Origin of the sequence: Paenibacillus silagei, assembly GCF_017874735.1 — a bacterium.
GTDB lineage: Bacteria > Bacillota > Bacilli > Paenibacillales > Paenibacillaceae > Paenibacillus_AQ > Paenibacillus_AQ silagei.
In genome coordinates, this window is record NZ_JAGGLV010000022.1 from 1 (window position 1) to 16,444 (window position 16,444).

Consider the following 16,444-nt stretch of genomic DNA (forward strand, 5'->3'; position numbering starts at 1 on the left):
TCTCCAAATTGGTATTTAGAAAGAGCGATTGCTCATTTTGAAACATCTGACGAGAATTTACATTCTCATTTTTGGATCTCACCGAAGTGATCTCCGATACTCACTCGTTGTTCAGTTTTCAAAGATCAAGCTCGTTGTTAGTGTCGATGTTGTCGTCACCAGCAACTCTTATAATATATCACGTTCATCTGAGCAATGCAAGCTTTATTTTTGAAATCACTTATTTAAGTAATCTCTCATTTCCTTTGCCGCTCCAACAACGCTTATTTATAATAACCTATCCTTCTATTAAAAAGCAACCTTTATATAAATAAAAATAACCCGCTTAATGACTAAGCGGGTTATTCTCAGATAATGCTGTAGTTACAGCTATTCTTAGTAGAATTTCGCTGCAGTATATTTGCTTGCTGATTTGATCAGTTCTGTTGATGCTGTTTTCTTACCCAGACCTGCATCCACTGTAGTATCAATCGTCACCCATTTGCCGTTCAGGAACACTTCGTTCCAGGCATGGTATGAAGTTACATAGCTTGTATTCCCCATAACCAACTTGGTTGGAATCCCTTCACTGCGGAGCATAGTAGCGAACAAGGAAGCGTAATCGTAGCAGATACCTTTGTTGGTAGCCAGTGTGTTGTCGTTGTTCGGAATATAATCTGTGCTTACACTGTTGGCCAGAGAGTAGTCATATTTCACGTTAGCTACGATGTAATTATAGATAGCCTTAACTTTGTCTGCATCTGTGGTCAGACCCTTTGTAAGCTGTGCTGCCTTTTGAACGGATTTATCGGAAGAACTCCACTTTACATTCTGTACAGAGCTCAAATATACGGCATTCACATTGCTCATTGAGAGAGATACAGTCTCGGAAGATAGTACTTTGTATTTGTTACCGGTAGTATTCTCAAGAACGGAGACCTTGTAAGAGCCATTACCTTGTTGCAGCGGGAACGTCTCGGTCGGTTTGGAAGTGTATAAGTTGTAAGTATAGCTGTTATTGTCCTTGGTAATCATGAGCTTCATCTTCTTGTCCTTAGGAACATCGTACGAAACCCCGATAACTCCTTGATCAAGTTGTCCAACATTTAACCAGCTTGAATCTGCATTTGCTGCTTGAGCAGTGCCTGTCTGCACGGAAGTGACGATCACAAAAAGTGTAATCAGCATTAAATAAAACTTCTTCATGGATAAAACCCCTTTCGGTAGCTGGCTGCCATTCTTACGGGAAGGCCCTTTAGCTTTGCGTCCCTACCTTTCGATAGGTTTGCCGTTATCGTATAAGCTTTATCTGTCCAATCTACTGCCACATAATGACAGATTCAGAATGAAAACAAACAAAAAAAGCCTCTTCATTCGGTAACTGGCTGCCATCCATGACGGGAAGGCCCTGTAGCTTTGCGTCCCTACCTTTCGATAGGTTTGCCGTTATCGTGTATTAGCTTTCATAGTTATAGCTTACCATATCTCAATCTATTAGCAAGACCCAAATCACTAGATTCCCGCAAAAATAGACTAAAATTTTATGTTTTTTGACCTTTCTCAGCATTGCCCTATAACAATCAGGTCAACTTTGCATGAATGATGAGTCTGTGGGTCGGGTTGACAAGCGGATCACAGGTAATGAGGGTCAGAATTTTATCATCATCCTTACCCTTCAGTACTGAAATATCGGTAGGCTCTACAATAGATACATCATATACAACATATTTGTATTCCTGTCCGCTTGTAATAACAGTAATGGCATCCCCTTTACCGACCTCATCCAGTCTGTTGAACAGCCGCCCTGCCGTTCTTGACCGATGTGCCGCAATCGCTGCATTGCCTACCGCGCCAATCGGAGCTGTCTCCTTCATATGTGCCGCCGCATGCTTCATATTGGTCTTGGTGGCGCCCTCCAGTACAGGCAGCTTCAGATCGATTTTATCGATTTCAATAATAGCGGTGATTTTGCCTCCCACTTCAATCTCGGGCGCTGTAGTGGGCACCGGCTCTTCCGCACCAGACTCTTCAGCCAGCAGCTGGGTGACTTCTGCATAAGGCTTGCTCAGATCCTGGCTGGCAGGAGCCGTAGCCGAAGGAACGATTTCACTATAGGCCTGTTCAGCCTCTTCCAGCAGCTTCTGCTGCTGACGGTCCTCGTACCATTCGCTTCCTTTGGGGTAGAGCATAATCAGGACCCCGGCAAGTATAATCAAATAGGATAACTTCCGCATGACAATCGCCTCCGCAACATAGAATAAGTGCTTTCCTCCACAGAATACGGGGAAGATATACGCTCTCTTTAAAATACCCACTTCCGGCTTCCAAAGAAATTAATGATTACTGTAACAAAGGTAACCAGCACCTTGGCCATCAGCACCTGGACGCCCAGCCGGTCAGTCAGCAGATGAATCAGCAGCACCGAAATGCCCAGCACCATCAGATTCAGGACAATAAATCTCACCAGCTGCATCCGGTCAAAGCCGCTATTCCCGCCTCTGTTCCCGCCCTTGAAGGTCACCTTCTTATTCCAGAAAAAGCTGTTGGCCGTCCCGGCACTGTAGGAAATAATCTGTGCAGGGGTGTTAAGCATCCCCAGGGAATGAAGCAGGGTAAATACCGCAAAATCTATGAACGTGTTAAGCAGGCCCACCGCATTGAATTTCAGAAACTGGATCATCCCTGCCCGCCAAGCCTTATCTTGCATAATCGCTTGCCTTCCGCGTGTCTTCGGCCTCTGCCTCCGGGTAGCCTCGGGTCTCGCGTACGATATAAAGCGGTCTATCCTTAGATTCATCATAGATCCGTCCGATGTATTCCCCGATCACGCCCAGCAGCATCAGCACAATGCCGTTAAACAGCAGGTTCACCCCGACAATAGATGCCCAGCCCGGCACAGTCCAAGAGGTGAAGACTTTCTGGAATAAGACCAGGAACAGGTAGATGAAGCTGGAGAAGGACAGGAAGAAGCCGACATAAGAAGCGATTTTGAGCGGCTTGTGCGAGAAGGAGGTGATTCCGTCGAGCGCAAAGCGGATCATTTTTTTGAGCGGATATTTCGTCTCCCCGGCGAAGCGTTCCTCCCGCACATATTCCACCATGGTCTGCCGGAAGCCGACCCAGCTTACCAGCCCCCGTACATAACGGTTCTTCTCCTTCAGACCGCGCAGCACATCGCAGACCTTACGGTCGATGAGCCGGAAGTCCCCGGTATCTGTGGGAATCTCCACACTGGTCATGCTGCTGAGCAGACGGTAAAAGATTTTGGCTGTCACCTTCTTAAAGAAGGTCTCTCCGTGGCGCTTCAGCCGCTTGGCATAGACTACCTCATAGCCTTCCTTCCACTTGGCGATCATCTGCAGGATGACCTCCGGCGGGTCCTGGAGATCTGCGTCAATCACCACAACAGCCTGGCCTTCAGCATAATCCATACCCGCCGTAATCGCCACCTGATGGCCGAAGTTACGGGAGAAGTCAATCAGCTTGACATGCTCATCCCTATTACTGATTTCGCGCATAATCTCAGCCGTACGGTCCCGGCTGCCGTCATTGACGAACACGAGCTCATAGGAATCCCCGCACTCATCCATTACTTTTTTGAGCCGTTCGTAGGTTATCTGAATGACTTCCTCCTCATTATACATGGGCACAATTACACTATATCTGGCCTTCACAAGGGTTCCTCCTCAATTTATTGTAAGCCACAGCTTCCTTGATGCGCTTCATCAACATCAGCTTTGAGCAACTATGCGGCTCTTACAGCTCCCCTCCTAGAATACCCAGGAAGGGAACCAGCGAAGTACATGAATGATATAACTGCTGTTCACCTGCATGCCGGACAATACCGGATAGAACATTACAAACAGGATGGCGGCGGCCGCAACATAGGCGTACCGCAGATATTTGGCACCCTGGAACCTGCCGTCAAGCAGCTTCAGGATGTACACAATGGATAGAATCATAAACGGCACCATCGCAAAGTAATGGTACAGGAAGGTCTCACGCGGCACAAGCATCCACGGAACATATTGTGAGAAGAAGCCGATCCAAATCATATACAGGCTCTTGTCCCGGCGCTTCAGGGTGAACCATACAGCAGCCAGCATCGTGAAGATTCCTGTCCACCAGATCAGCGGATTGCCCATCGTTACTATGCTGCTCGCCTTGCCTGCAGGCAAGCCTTCGCCGCCGCTGAAGAACCACACCGGACGCTTCATGAACGGCCACTCCCACCAGGAGGAGGCGAACGGATGTGTAGCTACAAGCTGACTGTGATAGTTGTACATATTCTTCTGGGCATCAATCAGCCCCTTAACGGTGAAGCCCTCTGCCGACGCAGATAGTGAAGGAATGAAGGACAGGCTGTATATGATTCCCGGAATGATGACGAAGAATCCGATGCAGCTGGCCAGCGTGATGATCGTGTTCTTCCAGAAGGACTGATCTGCAGTCCGGCAGGCGGCTTTGAGCTCCTGACCGCTCAGCTTGCCTTCAGCCAGCAGGCGTCCGGCAGCCTTGTATTCTCTATAGCGTTCAATGAGTACCAGCGCAAGCATAATAGCAAGTCCTGCGCCTCCGTAGATCACGATCCACTTCGAAGCAACCCCGATGCCGAAGAACAGGCCGGACCAGAACAGCGGAGCCAGTGTGGTCCTCAGCGGCACCCGGTAGAAATTCATCGTGAAATACCGCTGCATGAAATAGAACATCAGCATAATGAAGAATACACCGTACACATCGATGGTCGATATCCGCGTCTGGGTGAAATGCATGAAGTCCAGAGCGAATAATCCCGCTGCCAGTGCAGCATAGGTGGTCTTACGGAACAACCGAATCGCCATGATATAGATCAGCGGCAGCATCGCAATCCCGAACAAGGTGCCGATGATCCGCCAACCGAACGGATTGACGCCGAACAGCTCCATCCCTACCCCGATCAGCAGCTTGCCAAGCGGCGGATGCGTGTTCTCATAAGGAACAATATTATGATAATGCTCATAAGCTGTACGGGCATGATAGATCTCATCAAAATACGTACTGTTCATGAAATTAGAGTTCCCCGGTATGACGGACTGCTCGTCAAACAGATTGGCCGGCGTTCCTCTTTTAGCTTCTGCTCCCGAATCGGGTGTCACGCTTGCTATCGTCAGAGGAACCTCCGGTGCCCCCTGCTCATAGAAGGCCATCTCATTGAGAGTGAAGCCTGGAGACGTAACCGAGAGCTTGACATATCTTGCAGATACGTTAAGCGGCTGGCTTTTCCAGATGAAGACATTGCCCACATCCTCGCTTACCTCAAGCGGGCTGCTCCAATTATCAGGGGTCTGGCTGAATTCCAGCTGAAACTTCCCTGTTCCGACACCGCCGAACACATTAACCCGCTCCAGTTGATGGGCCTGCCCCAGATCCACATAGAAGCTCTCGCCGCTGGCTGCTGGCTCCCACAGAGTCTCAGGTGCCTTGTTATCTCCCAGATGATAGAGGGCAAGCGCCCCGTATAGCACGGTGATACCGAGCATCCAGATCCAGTCTCTGCGCTTCAGCTTCAGCGGAGAACGGCGCTCAGCAGGAGCAAGCGGCTTGATGCCTTCTGCAAGCAGCAGATCTGCTGCGTACGCCTCCTTGGGGGTAACCGGCTCAGGAAAAAGCTTCGCAGTTCGGCGGATATATACATCGTATCCAATATAGAGCAGATATATCGCAAGAATGATAGTGGTAATAGCTGTAACCAGAACAATGCCGTCAGCCGGCGGATTTCCGCCGGTATTCAGATACGCCAGTGTATAACCAACATTGATGTACTGGGTCAGGGAGAACCCGAGGAACAGGGTCAGGAACCGCCGGTCCCGGCTCTCCATGAAGGCGAATAAGGACAGAATCAGTACCGGATACAAGTAACGCTCATGCATTTTGGTACCGAATACGAAGACAATCGTGATCAGCACCATAGCGATGAAGTAGGACTTGGAGAGATCCTTGCGGTCCTTGGTATTGAAGGAATAATAAGCAGCAAGTGCTACTGCCACCAGGATGAAAATAAAGCCCCATATACGATACGGTATGCCGAGCCAGGTCACATCCAGCGCCGACCACATCGGGTCAGTCAAGGCATACAGATTGAATGCATTCACTGTGGAATACGGATAGGAGGACAGTGTGCTTTTGTAGAGGTTAATCAAGCCTGCAAAACCGCCGTTGTTCCAGAAGAACGGGGCTGCGAGGACAAGGAAAATCCCCAGTCCGTACAGGGCGCCCAGCGCAAGCTGCTTCCAGGCCCGGTGATGGTAGAAGGCAAGCAGCAGCACAGGTGTGAAAATCAGCGCCTGCGGCTTGATTAATGTAGCGACGGCAAAGAAGATCGCTGCACGTACGAAGCGCTTATCAACAACCCCGATCATACTGAGCAGCAGAAAGATGAGGAAAAAGGAATCCGCCTGCCCCCAGGCTGCCGAATCCATCAGCACAGCCGGATTGAACAGGAACAGCATCATCAGCCCCATAGCCAGCCGGGAGCCGAGCCTGGTTCGCGCGCTCTTATAGATAATCCAGCCAAGCACCAGATCCGAGAGCATCGCGGGCAGCTTGAAGAGAACCGTCTCGGCACCTGAGCCGCCCGCAAAGTTAAATAATCCGCGCAGCAGGCTAAGCAGGTATAGCACATATAAGTACCCCGGCGGGTAATCGGCGAAATAACCTTCCTCATAGAATTTGCCCGGTCCAAGGTCGGTCAGACGCTGGCCCCAGGCCATGAAGGTGTTCATATCATTCTTATAGCCCTGTGCCGTAAGGCCGATCCAGATCCGCAGGATGAATGCCGCCCCAAACAAAACGTACAGCCAGCGGGTGTAGATTACATCCTCCTGTCTCAGCAGACGCTCACTGCGGAAGGCTCTTGTGTACAGAAAAGCAAAGAACAGGCAGAATACTCCAGAAAGCAGCAGCAGCTTGGCCGGAGACACCTTATGCGGCACTTCCTCCGGCTTGCTTCCGCCGTCCGCATCTGCCGGGGGAGCCTGGGCGCCGCTGTCCAGTGAGATGATATTCGATCCCTCCGGTACTGTATCCAGCTTCTCTACGGACAGATCATCGAAATAGGCCTTACCCTGAATCAGATTGGCATAGCCGCCCAGCGCAGCGCCGATTCCGATCTCGGTCTGCTCCTTGCCGGTCTGGCCGATGAACTCCAGACGCTGCCATTCACCGCCGGTATCGCTGGTAGCGGGATAACCGCCCCCAATGCCTACCGGGAAAATATTGGCCCCGATTCCCCCGCCTGCGGTGCTGGCTATTTTGACGTATCCAGAGATTCTGTAATAGCTATCCGGCAAGACGGTAACGGTCTGCACCCACTTCAGGTGATTGGGCTCCAGATTCTCAATAACCGCCGCTTTGCTGCCGGAATGAACCTCTTCCGACTGAACGGATATGGAGCCCGCCGCATCTCCGGCAATCCACATGTCCTTGGTCCAGCCTGCCGGTGCCCCCTCTTCGCCTTCTTCAAAGCCCGGGTTCTGCAACAAATTCCCTTCGGCATAAATGCTTGTTACAGGAAGAATAAATAATAAGAGCATTAGTATAACGGTTGCCGCTGCACGTACCTTCTTGGTCATCGTTCTACCCTCACCTCGTCAATGTTAATCCAGCCATTACCGCCGGTTATGTATACTTCTGCCTGTATCCCCTGCTCCAGAGTGACCGCAGGAAGTGTGACCTGTTGATAGGCTTCCGCCGCAGGCAGCTCTGTCTCTGCAAGCAGCTTACCGGCTGCCCGGATGCCGATCTTCCCGCCGCTGCCGCCGCTACTGGACATGACGGTCAGTCTGTACTCACCGGCTGGTGCAGTGAAAGCCTGCGAAACGATGTTCTCCGTTCCGGGATCAAGATATGCCAGCTTACTCCCGGCGAAGGGGTTGTTGACAGCAACTCCCGTTCCCGCAGAGAAGGACCAGCCTGCCGTCCCTTCTTCAAATCCGCCATTCACAAATTCAAATGCAGCAGTCTTGGGTGTATCTTGAGGCCCGCCATTCTGTTCACTGGTGAGCATTACGCTGTAGTTGGCAAAACGCTTCACTCTGGACCCGGCGCTTGCCGCAGGCGGCGCAGCAGTATTCGCATAAATATATGCGGCATTCGCAGGCACCCTGTTCAGATCATCAAACCTGTATCTTCCAAAGGAAGAGACGCGCTGAAAGGCCTCTCCCGGATTGGCATACTGAACGGACTTCAGGAAATCATGCGGGCTGATCTGTTCATAGAACAGCACATAAATATAAGGCATATTCACCTGGTTCGTAAGATAGACTTCACCGGAGCTGTGTTCCGAAGCATACTGCACAGCCTCCCCTAAGGATTCATAGAAGACTGGACCGATTCGTTCAGGGAACTCGCGGAAATACGTATTGGAGAATAAAATGAACATCATGGCGAACCCGGCCGCGGCCAGGATGGCTATCCCTTTGACTCTGCCTGCCAGCCAGACGAATCCGGTGCTTACCAGCATAATGAACGGATAAAAAATAATATTAATCCGGTTAATATTCACAGTTGTAATCAGCGCCATTAGCACCGCCACCAGGAACCATAGCAGCACGGCTCCCCTACCAGCGCTCTCCCTCTCCCGCCGGCTTGCCCACCAGGAATGCAGGAGAACGGTCAGGCCGAGCAGTGCAAAAGGCAGCGCCAGCGGGTACGCATACCCGTAAGGAGAGATGGAGTTCCAAGCCAAGCCGTCACTTCCGCTCCACATCAGCTTGCTGAACGCAGTGAGGTTATCCGCAGCCGCCTGCCACAGCCTGCCGCCGAATACGGATGAAATCTCCTCCACGCGCGGGGTCGTGAGCTTCGGAATTGTGAACAGCGGAGTGGCTATATCCTGCATAGCGTAACGGTTAATGATAATAAATAGTAATATAGGCAGCGCCAGTACCGCAAACCATACGAAATTCCAGACCAGGGCACGAGGTCTCAGGACCTTGCTATATAATAGAAGAATTGCCGTACCGAGCGCAAATAGCGGGACGAAGAAGTAAGCTGTTCCATAAGCATACAGCGAGAGGGCCAGCATGCCGGTAAAGGCGTACAGCCACCTTGGATTCGCAAAGGCGCGCAGCAGAAAGTATACGGATATCAAAATCATTGTAGGAAACAGATTCGATTCCAATGCCCACCTGGACATCATAATATGCCACGGGTTAATGGCGATAAAGAACATGGCAGCGGTCCCGGCTCCAGTCGAGGCCGACAGTCTTTTCATAATGAGATAGAAAAACAGCATGCCCAGTAGTCCCATGATCAGGCTAAGCGCCCTTACAGACAATGGCGTTAGACCGAACAACAGAATGAACGGCATGGACAAGTAGGCATATAGCGCATTCTGTCCGCTCCCCCAGGCGATCAGGTGAATTGGCAGATGAACACCATTCCGGTCCATCCCGTAGTGCAGAATGGCGTAGGCATCATAGCCGATAGAGGCTTCGTCCTGGTTCAGTCCCGGTGGAATAGAAGTTATGTATAGAATACGGACTATTGCCCCAAGCAGGAACAGCAGCACCGGCCAGGGCTGGCTACGGAAGAACTTGTACACTCGATTGAATACACCGGACACCATTTATCACCTCTTCAACAATATAATCTAAATATTGGTTGATGAAAAGGGTAAAACCCAGCTTGTCCCGCGCGGCTCCCCCCTTAAAAGAATAAAAAGAAAACGGCCCCTTCATATAATGAAGAGACCGCAGAATGTAAGTCAGAATCCGTGGAGCTTATTAGCCTTGGCTGCCGATCAGAACATAACGCAGGATGATCAGAATCGCCAGCACCCACATCATCCAGTGGATATCATATTTCTTCTTGCCGGCGATATTCGCTACACAAGCCAGAATCACGTAAGTAACAATCCCGAACGAGATCCCGTTAGCAATGTTATACGTAAACGGCATGATCACGAAGGTCAGGAAGGCCGGAATCGCCAGCACCATGTCCTGGAAGTCGATCTCACGGATCGATTGAGCCATCAGAACACCGACAATAATCAGCGCTGCCGCTGTGGCCGGACCAGGGATCAGAGCGACTACCGGAGCCAGGAACAAGGCAAGCAGGAAGCAGATCCCTGTAGTTACTGCAGTCAGACCCGTACGTCCGCCTTCAGCTACACCGGCTGCACTTTCTACATAAGCGGTAGTGGTGGAAGTCCCCAGCATCGCACCGCCCGCAACAGCTACCGCATCTACGAACATGGCATTGCCGACACGCTTCTTGCCTTCTTCAGGGTTCTTCATAATTCCGGCACGTTCAGCAGTACCTACCAGCGTACCGAAGGTATCGAACAGTTCTACGAAGGTAAAAGTGGCAATCGCCGATACGATACCTGTGTGCATAATGCCTTCCCAGTCGAATTCCCAGAAGTTGAGCTGGGTGAAGTCAGGAATCCATGGTGTCTGCGGATTGCTCAATGAACTGAAATCCACAGCCCCCATTAGGATTGCAGCCACGGTAGTCCCGAGAATTCCGAACAGGATGGCGCCGCGAACGCGCAGTACCATTAAGATGGAGATCAGCAGCAGGCCGATAATCACGAGCTGAACATTGGTGTTCTCCAGGCTGCCCATATGAATTACAGTTTCAAAAGAAAGAACATCTGTAAATTTGTTAGCGGCGATATCACTTCCGGCTTCAACGCCGATGGTCATCAGTCCGCTGTTCTTCAGGCCGATAATGGTGATGAACATCCCGATCCCGACAGTAATCGCATGCTTCAGGCTATCAGGAATAGCAGTGAGGAGAATCTGCCGGACCCTGGTGATCGTGAGCAGGATAAATACGATCCCGGAGATGAAGACGGCGGTCAGCCCCATCTGCCAGGTGAACTGATGCTCCGTGGTGGCGGAGGATAAGACGACGGAAGCGAAATATGCGTTAAGGCCCATACCAGGTGCCAAAGCGACCGGGAAGTTAATGAATACCCCCATGGCAATGGTGAAAATACCGGCTGCCAGTGCCGTCGCAAGGAATACGGAATACCAGCCCATATCAATGCGGCCGAAGGCAGTCAGAGTGCTTGGATTAACCGACAGAATATAAGCCATTGCCATAAACGTGGTTATACCGGCCATGATCTCTGTACGTACTGTGGTGCCGTTCTCTTTCAATTTGAAAAAGCGGTTCAAATCGTTCTCCCCCTAAGGTTGTATGTTGTGCCAATACAGCAACACAAAAGCCGGCATCTGGGAAGACACCGGCCCGAAAAAGAGATGGCTGCCGGGAATTCCGGACAATCGCCGGAAATCCCAGAACAAGTTGCTCTTCTTAATCGTAGCCAGGTCATTACGGTGACCTCGTAGAGACTTCCGGGCCGATCCCCGGAATTATACGAATATATTTGCTGTAGCGCTTTATCATTTTAGGGGGAGATGACAGCTCTTGTCAATGGTAAATACGAACATTGGCCGTCAGGTTTACACAAATGTTCGTAAATTGAACATTTCTATGACAAATACTGCTTGGTTCAGGGAGAATCCGCCAAACATTGCAGCATAAATGCGGATAGTTCCGCACTAAATTAACTATAATCAAACTCTACATGGATTTGCATACCAAATCTATGTTAATCTGAATGTGCTTAGCGATAAGCATTAAATTTCTAATCAAGTTCCTTATCCGAAAGGGGATGTTTTGATTGGCTACTACTTATATGGTGGTTTCCGTTTAAAACTGCATAGCAGGCATACATCTTAAAAATCAGGCGAACGCCTGGATTATTTGGTATGCCATCCCAAGTAACCTTTCGTGAATATTGCTGTTTGCGGGATACGATGAAGGTCGTATCTTCTTTGCATCTTGATGCCGTAGAACAGCAGCTTCTTATTGAGGCTGCTGTTCCGCGGCATTTTTGCGTCCACCAAACAACAGATAAGGAGCTAACCCAAAACCATGATGGATCTAAAAACCTATGGATACACAGAAATAGAGGAAATCCCATCCGGATTATTGCCTGGCAGAATTACAGAGCTCCGGCGGGAGCGCTTCACGGTAATCACAGAGCGGGGCGAGCTGACCGCTGTACTCAAAGGCGCGTTCTATCACAGTGCGGAATCGCGCGGGGACTTCCCGTGCGTCGGCGACTTCGTCCTGCTGCGTCCGAACGAAAGCGGGGAATCGCTCATTACAGCGCTTCTCCCCCGCCGCTCCAAGTTCTCGCGTGCGAATTATTCCGGCCATGCCGCAGAATATACCAGAACCGTTCTGGAACAGGTCGTAGCCGCCAATTTCGACTATGTATTTATTTTGTCTTCCCTGAACAAGGATTTCAATGTCACGCGCATGATGCGTTATTTGACCCAGGCCAGGCAGAGCGGCGGCCAGCCGGTCATCATTCTGACGAAGGCGGATCTCACAGAAGACTACAGCCTCCCGCTGGCAGAAGTCCGGCAGAGCATGCCGAATGTTCCCGTGCACGCAGTGTGCAGTCATAACGGTCTCGGGCTGAATGAGCTCGATGTCTACCTTGAGCCAGGTTCAACTGTCGTCTTCCTTGGCATGTCCGGAGTCGGCAAATCATCGCTGCTTAACGCCCTGATGGAACGGGATGTTATGAAGGTCAGTGCCATCCGGGAGGAAGACAGCCGGGGACGGCATACGACGACCCACCGCCAGTTGTTCATGCTCCCCTCGGGAGCAATGGTAATCGATACTCCCGGGATGCGTGAGCTTGGATTATTCGATGCTGACGAAGGCATCTCTGCAGGCTTCAACGATGTGGAGGAATGGTTCGCAGGGTGCCGGTTCCATGACTGCCGCCATGAGTCCGAGCCGGGCTGTGCGGTACTCGCCGCCCTGGCGGACGGTTCCTTGCCGCGTGAACGCTGGGAGCGTTACAACTCACAGCAGCAGGAGAACCGGTTCGTCCAGGACAAAACACACTATCTCAGGGACAAGGATGCCCGCAATCAGTCAGCTGCAATGCAGCGCAAGCAAATGAAGAAAAACGGAGGACGATACAAATGAAGATAAACCAAGATGCTTTATATATTGCTCTATCTCAGCTTTTTAATACAACGATTACCTCTGCAGATTACGAAACGCTACAGTTACACGGCGGAACTGTGGGGGATGTGCAATTGGTCACCGGAACCGCTGCAAGTGCTGCCGGGGAGAGCCTGCCGTTCCGCATCGTGCTGAAAATTCAAAAGAAATGGGAACGTTACAATGACCCGGATTCATGGCGGCGGGAATATGATCTCTACGCTTCTGAGCTGGGAGCGACCTTCAATGATACCTTCCGCTGGCCGGTGTGTTATCACGCGAAGATGAATGATGAAGAGAATGAGTACCAGCTATGGCTGGAATATATCAACGGTATATCCGGCCTGGACCTAACGGGTGATATGTACGAACAGGCGGCAATGGAGTTGGGACGGTATCAAGGGAAGTTGTACGCGGAGCAGCCTGAGGTGCTGCAAAGTCTGACCAACCTGAGCCATGCAGACCTCATGAAGAATACGTATCTGCACTACCGGTCTTGGCCGGTTGTCTACGACTATATCCGTTCAGAGGAATGCGGATTCCCGCAGCATGTGCGGCAAATGCTCATTGACATCGATGAGCATTCGGACGATATTTTTGCCCGGATTGAAAGCCTGCCTCTGGTGTTATGCCACCGGGACTTCTGGGTAACCAACATCATCTATACTGGCGGGACCATCGCGCTGATCGACTGGGATACCAGCGGCTGGGGCTACCTCGGCGAGGACATCGCCAGCCTGATTGCAGATGAGGTGGATCTTGATCACATGATTGAATACTATCAGCGGTGTGTCCCTGCTTATTACCGGGGCTTCACGGAATATGCGGGAGAGATTGCCCCGCTTGCCGGCCACTGCGTCTACGAATTCATTCTGCTCGTCTTCGGATACCGGCTGGTGGAGGGATATCTTCATGCGGAGGATGATGATAAGAAGACAGAGTGTCTGGATACGCTGGAGAAGATTTATGAGTTGAAGAGCTTGTAGCTATCCGCCTAAGCGGGAAGAACTCCAAACCATAATATAGGGTTTGGAGTTCTTTTTTGTCATAACCGTTTCGGCAAGTGGAAACGGCTTTGCCGTCCTTTTAAAGGACGGTACCGTTTCAGCGAGAAATAGAAGGATAAGTTATCGTGTGCAACATATAAGTTCTTATATTTCGAAAAAAACTCTCTCCCATCAGCAAAAATCGCCGATAGAAGAGAGTTTTTATTTTATCCTTGATCTATTCCCACTCGATCGTGGCAGGTGGCTTAGAAGTAATATCGTAAACAATACGGTTCACGTTATCTACTTCGTTGACGATGCGGACCGAAATTTTCTCCAGCACATCCCATGGGATACGTGCCCAGTCAGCGGTCATGCCGTCGATGGAGGTTACCGCACGAATGCCTACGGTGTAGGAATAGGTGCGCTCGTCACCCATTACGCCAACACTCTTCATGTTAGGGAGTGCAGTGAAATACTGCCAGATCTCGCGGTCGAGACCCGCCTTGGCAATCTCTTCACGCAAGATATAGTCGGAATCGCGAACGATCTGCAGCTTCTCTTCGGTCACTTCACCCAGCACACGAATCGCCAGACCCGGACCCGGGAAAGGCTGACGCCACACGATCGCATGCGGCATGCCCAGCTCTTCGCCCAGCTTGCGGACTTCATCCTTGAAGAGGGTGTTCAGCGGCTCGATCAGGCTGAATTTCATATCTTCCGGCAACCCGCCGACATTGTGGTGCGACTTAATTGTCTGCGCCGTTGCTGTACCGCTCTCTACGATATCGGTATACAGTGTACCCTGGGCCAGGAACGCGAAGTCACCCAGCTTGGCCGATTCTTCGTCGAAGCAGTAGATGAACTCGTTGCCGATGATTTTACGTTTCTGTTCGGGATCGGACACACCGGCCAGCTTGCCGAGGAAGCGGTCACGAGCGTCGATTTTGACAACATGGATATCGAACTTGCCGACAAACGTCTCCATGACGCTCTCCGCTTCACCTTTACGCAGAAGGCCGTGGTCGATGAACATACAGGTCAGCTGATCGCCGATCGCACGGTGAATCAGCATCGCCACAACAGAGGAATCCACGCCGCCGCTGAGTGCGCAGAGCACCTTCCGGTCGCCGACTTTATCACGGATGTCCTTAACAGCATCCTCGATGAACGACTCCATCGTCCATTTGCCCTCGCAGCCGCAGACCTCGTACAGGAAGTTCGAGATCATCTCATTCCCCTTCACGGAGTGGCGTACCTCAGGATGGAACTGAACGGCGAAGAATTTGCGTTCATCATTACTCATGGCTGCAATCGGCGCGCTCTCTGTACCGGCATCCAGCTTAAAGCCCTCCGGAAGCTCCACTACATGGTCGCCGTGGCTCATCCAGACGGTCTGTTTGCTATCAAGGCCCGCTGCCAGCACGGAGCTGGGTGCGAATTCCACATCGGCTTTGCCGTACTCGCGCTTGGCGGAGCGCTCCACCTTGCCTCCCTGCTGCTGTGCCATCAGTTGCATCCCATAGCAGATTCCGAAGATCGGCAGCCCGAGCTCGTAAATCGCCGGGTCGACATGTGGTGCATTCTCCGCATAGACACTACTTGGCCCGCCTGAGAATACAATACCTTTGGGTGATAAGGCCTTAATCTTCTCCATCGGTGTATTGTACGGCAGAAGCTCGCTGTATACCCCCAGGTCACGAATTCTGCGCGCGATAAGCTGGTTATACTGTCCCCCGAAATCCAGAACAACGATTATTTCATTTGGCTTGTTCATTACTTGCCTCCCTTGATTATTGGATTCATTATACTCATGGTTAATTCTCAGCGTCAAGGAAATGGGGTCCCTCTGTTTCAAGGTTTTGGGCTGGCTGTGGTAGGGGTGGAGGGAATACCTGCATGGGGCAAAGATAGCGGAAACAGGCTCGCGGCCATGACAGTAAAGAATACCTGCAGATGAGCAAATGTCTGCCGATTCACTGGTGCCGGGAGCCGGTATCTATGTTATGGAAATACAGTCAAAAATTATAGCCCTGGCTGGGGGTGGATAGTATCTGGCATGGGGAGCGTGGATTTAAATGTAGTCGGTTTTTCGATTACATTTGGCCCAGGTGCCCACGCAGCGCCGAATGTAGTCGGTTTTTCGATTACATTTGGTCCTCGTGCCCACGCAGCGCCGAATATATAGTCGGTTTTTCGATTACATTTGGGCCACGTGCCCACGCAGCGCTAAATATAGTCGGTTTTTCGATTACATTTGGTCCTCGTGCCCACGCAGCGCCGAATTTCGTTTTTCGATTACATTTGCCCCTCGCCGCCCCCCCAACAAATTGCATTCGGTTGTGAAAATACGCTAAACAGATGAATGGACGATAGCACGCTGCTCTTTTCATGCTGGAGTTGTGCCTTGATTGACATGTATGTTTTCGCCTACATTTGGTCCATTATATGTACCTCTA

Annotated in this window: 10 protein-coding genes and 3 riboswitches; of the genes, 2 read left to right on the top strand and 8 right to left on the bottom strand. The window is 50.9% G+C overall.

The features are described from left to right. Positions 1-375: 375 nt before the first annotated feature. The 7 genes from J2Z70_RS25335 to J2Z70_RS25365 form a co-directional block, all read right to left on the bottom strand. Entirely contained in the window at positions 376-1,185 is an 810-nt protein-coding gene (locus J2Z70_RS25335; RefSeq protein WP_209877807.1) for a transglutaminase-like domain-containing protein, read from the bottom strand. Between the two features lie 13 nt (positions 1,186-1,198). Further along, positions 1,199-1,279, bottom strand: a riboswitch (cyclic di-GMP riboswitch). Between the two features lie 73 nt (positions 1,280-1,352). Next, positions 1,353-1,434, bottom strand: a riboswitch (cyclic di-GMP riboswitch). Positions 1,435-1,559: 125 nt separating this feature from the next. After that, on the bottom strand, positions 1,560-2,213 hold the full coding sequence (locus tag J2Z70_RS25340) for a class D sortase (protein ID WP_036723825.1): 654 nt from the start codon (positions 2,211-2,213) through the stop codon (positions 1,560-1,562). 68 nt (positions 2,214-2,281) lie between these two features. Beyond that, entirely contained in the window at positions 2,282-2,686 is a 405-nt protein-coding gene (locus J2Z70_RS25345) for a GtrA family protein (protein ID WP_036723824.1), read from the bottom strand. Further along, complete coding sequence (locus J2Z70_RS25350) at positions 2,676-3,653, bottom strand: glycosyltransferase family 2 protein (RefSeq protein ID WP_036723823.1); 978 nt, start codon at positions 3,651-3,653, stop codon at positions 2,676-2,678. Before J2Z70_RS25350 ends, J2Z70_RS25345 begins: the two co-directional genes overlap by 11 nt. Before the next feature lie 96 nt (positions 3,654-3,749). Continuing rightward, positions 3,750-7,589 (bottom strand): glycosyltransferase family 39 protein, encoded by a 3,840-nt coding sequence (locus J2Z70_RS25355; protein ID WP_209877809.1) that lies wholly within the window; start codon positions 7,587-7,589, stop codon positions 3,750-3,752. Then, positions 7,586-9,586: a dolichyl-phosphate-mannose--protein mannosyltransferase gene (locus J2Z70_RS25360; protein ID WP_209877812.1), complete on the bottom strand. Its 2,001-nt coding sequence runs from the start codon at positions 9,584-9,586 to the stop codon at positions 7,586-7,588. Before J2Z70_RS25360 ends, J2Z70_RS25355 begins: the two co-directional genes overlap by 4 nt. A 157-nt stretch (positions 9,587-9,743) precedes the next feature. Next, positions 9,744-11,144, bottom strand: coding sequence for an NCS2 family permease (locus tag J2Z70_RS25365; RefSeq protein ID WP_209877814.1), 1,401 nt, complete (start codon positions 11,142-11,144; stop codon positions 9,744-9,746). A 126-nt stretch (positions 11,145-11,270) separates the two neighbouring features. Beyond that, positions 11,271-11,370, bottom strand: a riboswitch (purine riboswitch). A gap of 537 nt (positions 11,371-11,907) precedes the next feature. Between J2Z70_RS25365 and rsgA the strand changes: the two genes are divergently transcribed. Beyond that, positions 11,908-12,981, top strand: coding sequence for a ribosome small subunit-dependent GTPase A (gene rsgA / locus J2Z70_RS25370; protein WP_209877816.1), 1,074 nt, complete (start codon positions 11,908-11,910; stop codon positions 12,979-12,981). After that, entirely contained in the window at positions 12,978-13,985 is a 1,008-nt protein-coding gene (locus J2Z70_RS25375; RefSeq protein WP_209877818.1) for a phosphotransferase, read from the top strand. The genes rsgA and J2Z70_RS25375 overlap by 4 nt, the downstream gene beginning before the upstream one ends. A 238-nt stretch (positions 13,986-14,223) precedes the next feature. On the opposite strand, the gene guaA is transcribed toward J2Z70_RS25375, so the two are convergent. Continuing rightward, positions 14,224-15,762 (bottom strand): glutamine-hydrolyzing GMP synthase, encoded by a 1,539-nt coding sequence (guaA, locus tag J2Z70_RS25380; RefSeq protein ID WP_209877820.1) that lies wholly within the window; start codon positions 15,760-15,762, stop codon positions 14,224-14,226. Between the last annotated feature and the right edge of the window lie 682 nt (positions 15,763-16,444).

Excerpts from the sequence above, each read along its gene's own strand:
- J2Z70_RS25360 (WP_209877812.1), bottom strand. The coding sequence starts at position 9,586 with ATGGTGTCCGGTGTATTCAATCGAGTGTACAAGTTCTTCCGTAGCCAG.
- rsgA (WP_209877816.1), top strand. The coding sequence starts at position 11,908 with ATGATGGATCTAAAAACCTATGGATACACAGAAATAGAGGAAATCCCA.
- J2Z70_RS25375 (WP_209877818.1), top strand. The coding sequence starts at position 12,978 with ATGAAGATAAACCAAGATGCTTTATATATTGCTCTATCTCAGCTTTTT.
- J2Z70_RS25340 (WP_036723825.1), bottom strand. The coding sequence starts at position 2,213 with ATGCGGAAGTTATCCTATTTGATTATACTTGCCGGGGTCCTGATTATG.
- guaA (WP_209877820.1), bottom strand. The coding sequence starts at position 15,762 with ATGAACAAGCCAAATGAAATAATCGTTGTTCTGGATTTCGGGGGACAG.
- J2Z70_RS25335 (WP_209877807.1), bottom strand. The coding sequence starts at position 1,185 with ATGAAGAAGTTTTATTTAATGCTGATTACACTTTTTGTGATCGTCACT.
- J2Z70_RS25345 (WP_036723824.1), bottom strand. The coding sequence starts at position 2,686 with ATGCAAGATAAGGCTTGGCGGGCAGGGATGATCCAGTTTCTGAAATTC.
- J2Z70_RS25355 (WP_209877809.1), bottom strand. The coding sequence starts at position 7,589 with ATGACCAAGAAGGTACGTGCAGCGGCAACCGTTATACTAATGCTCTTA.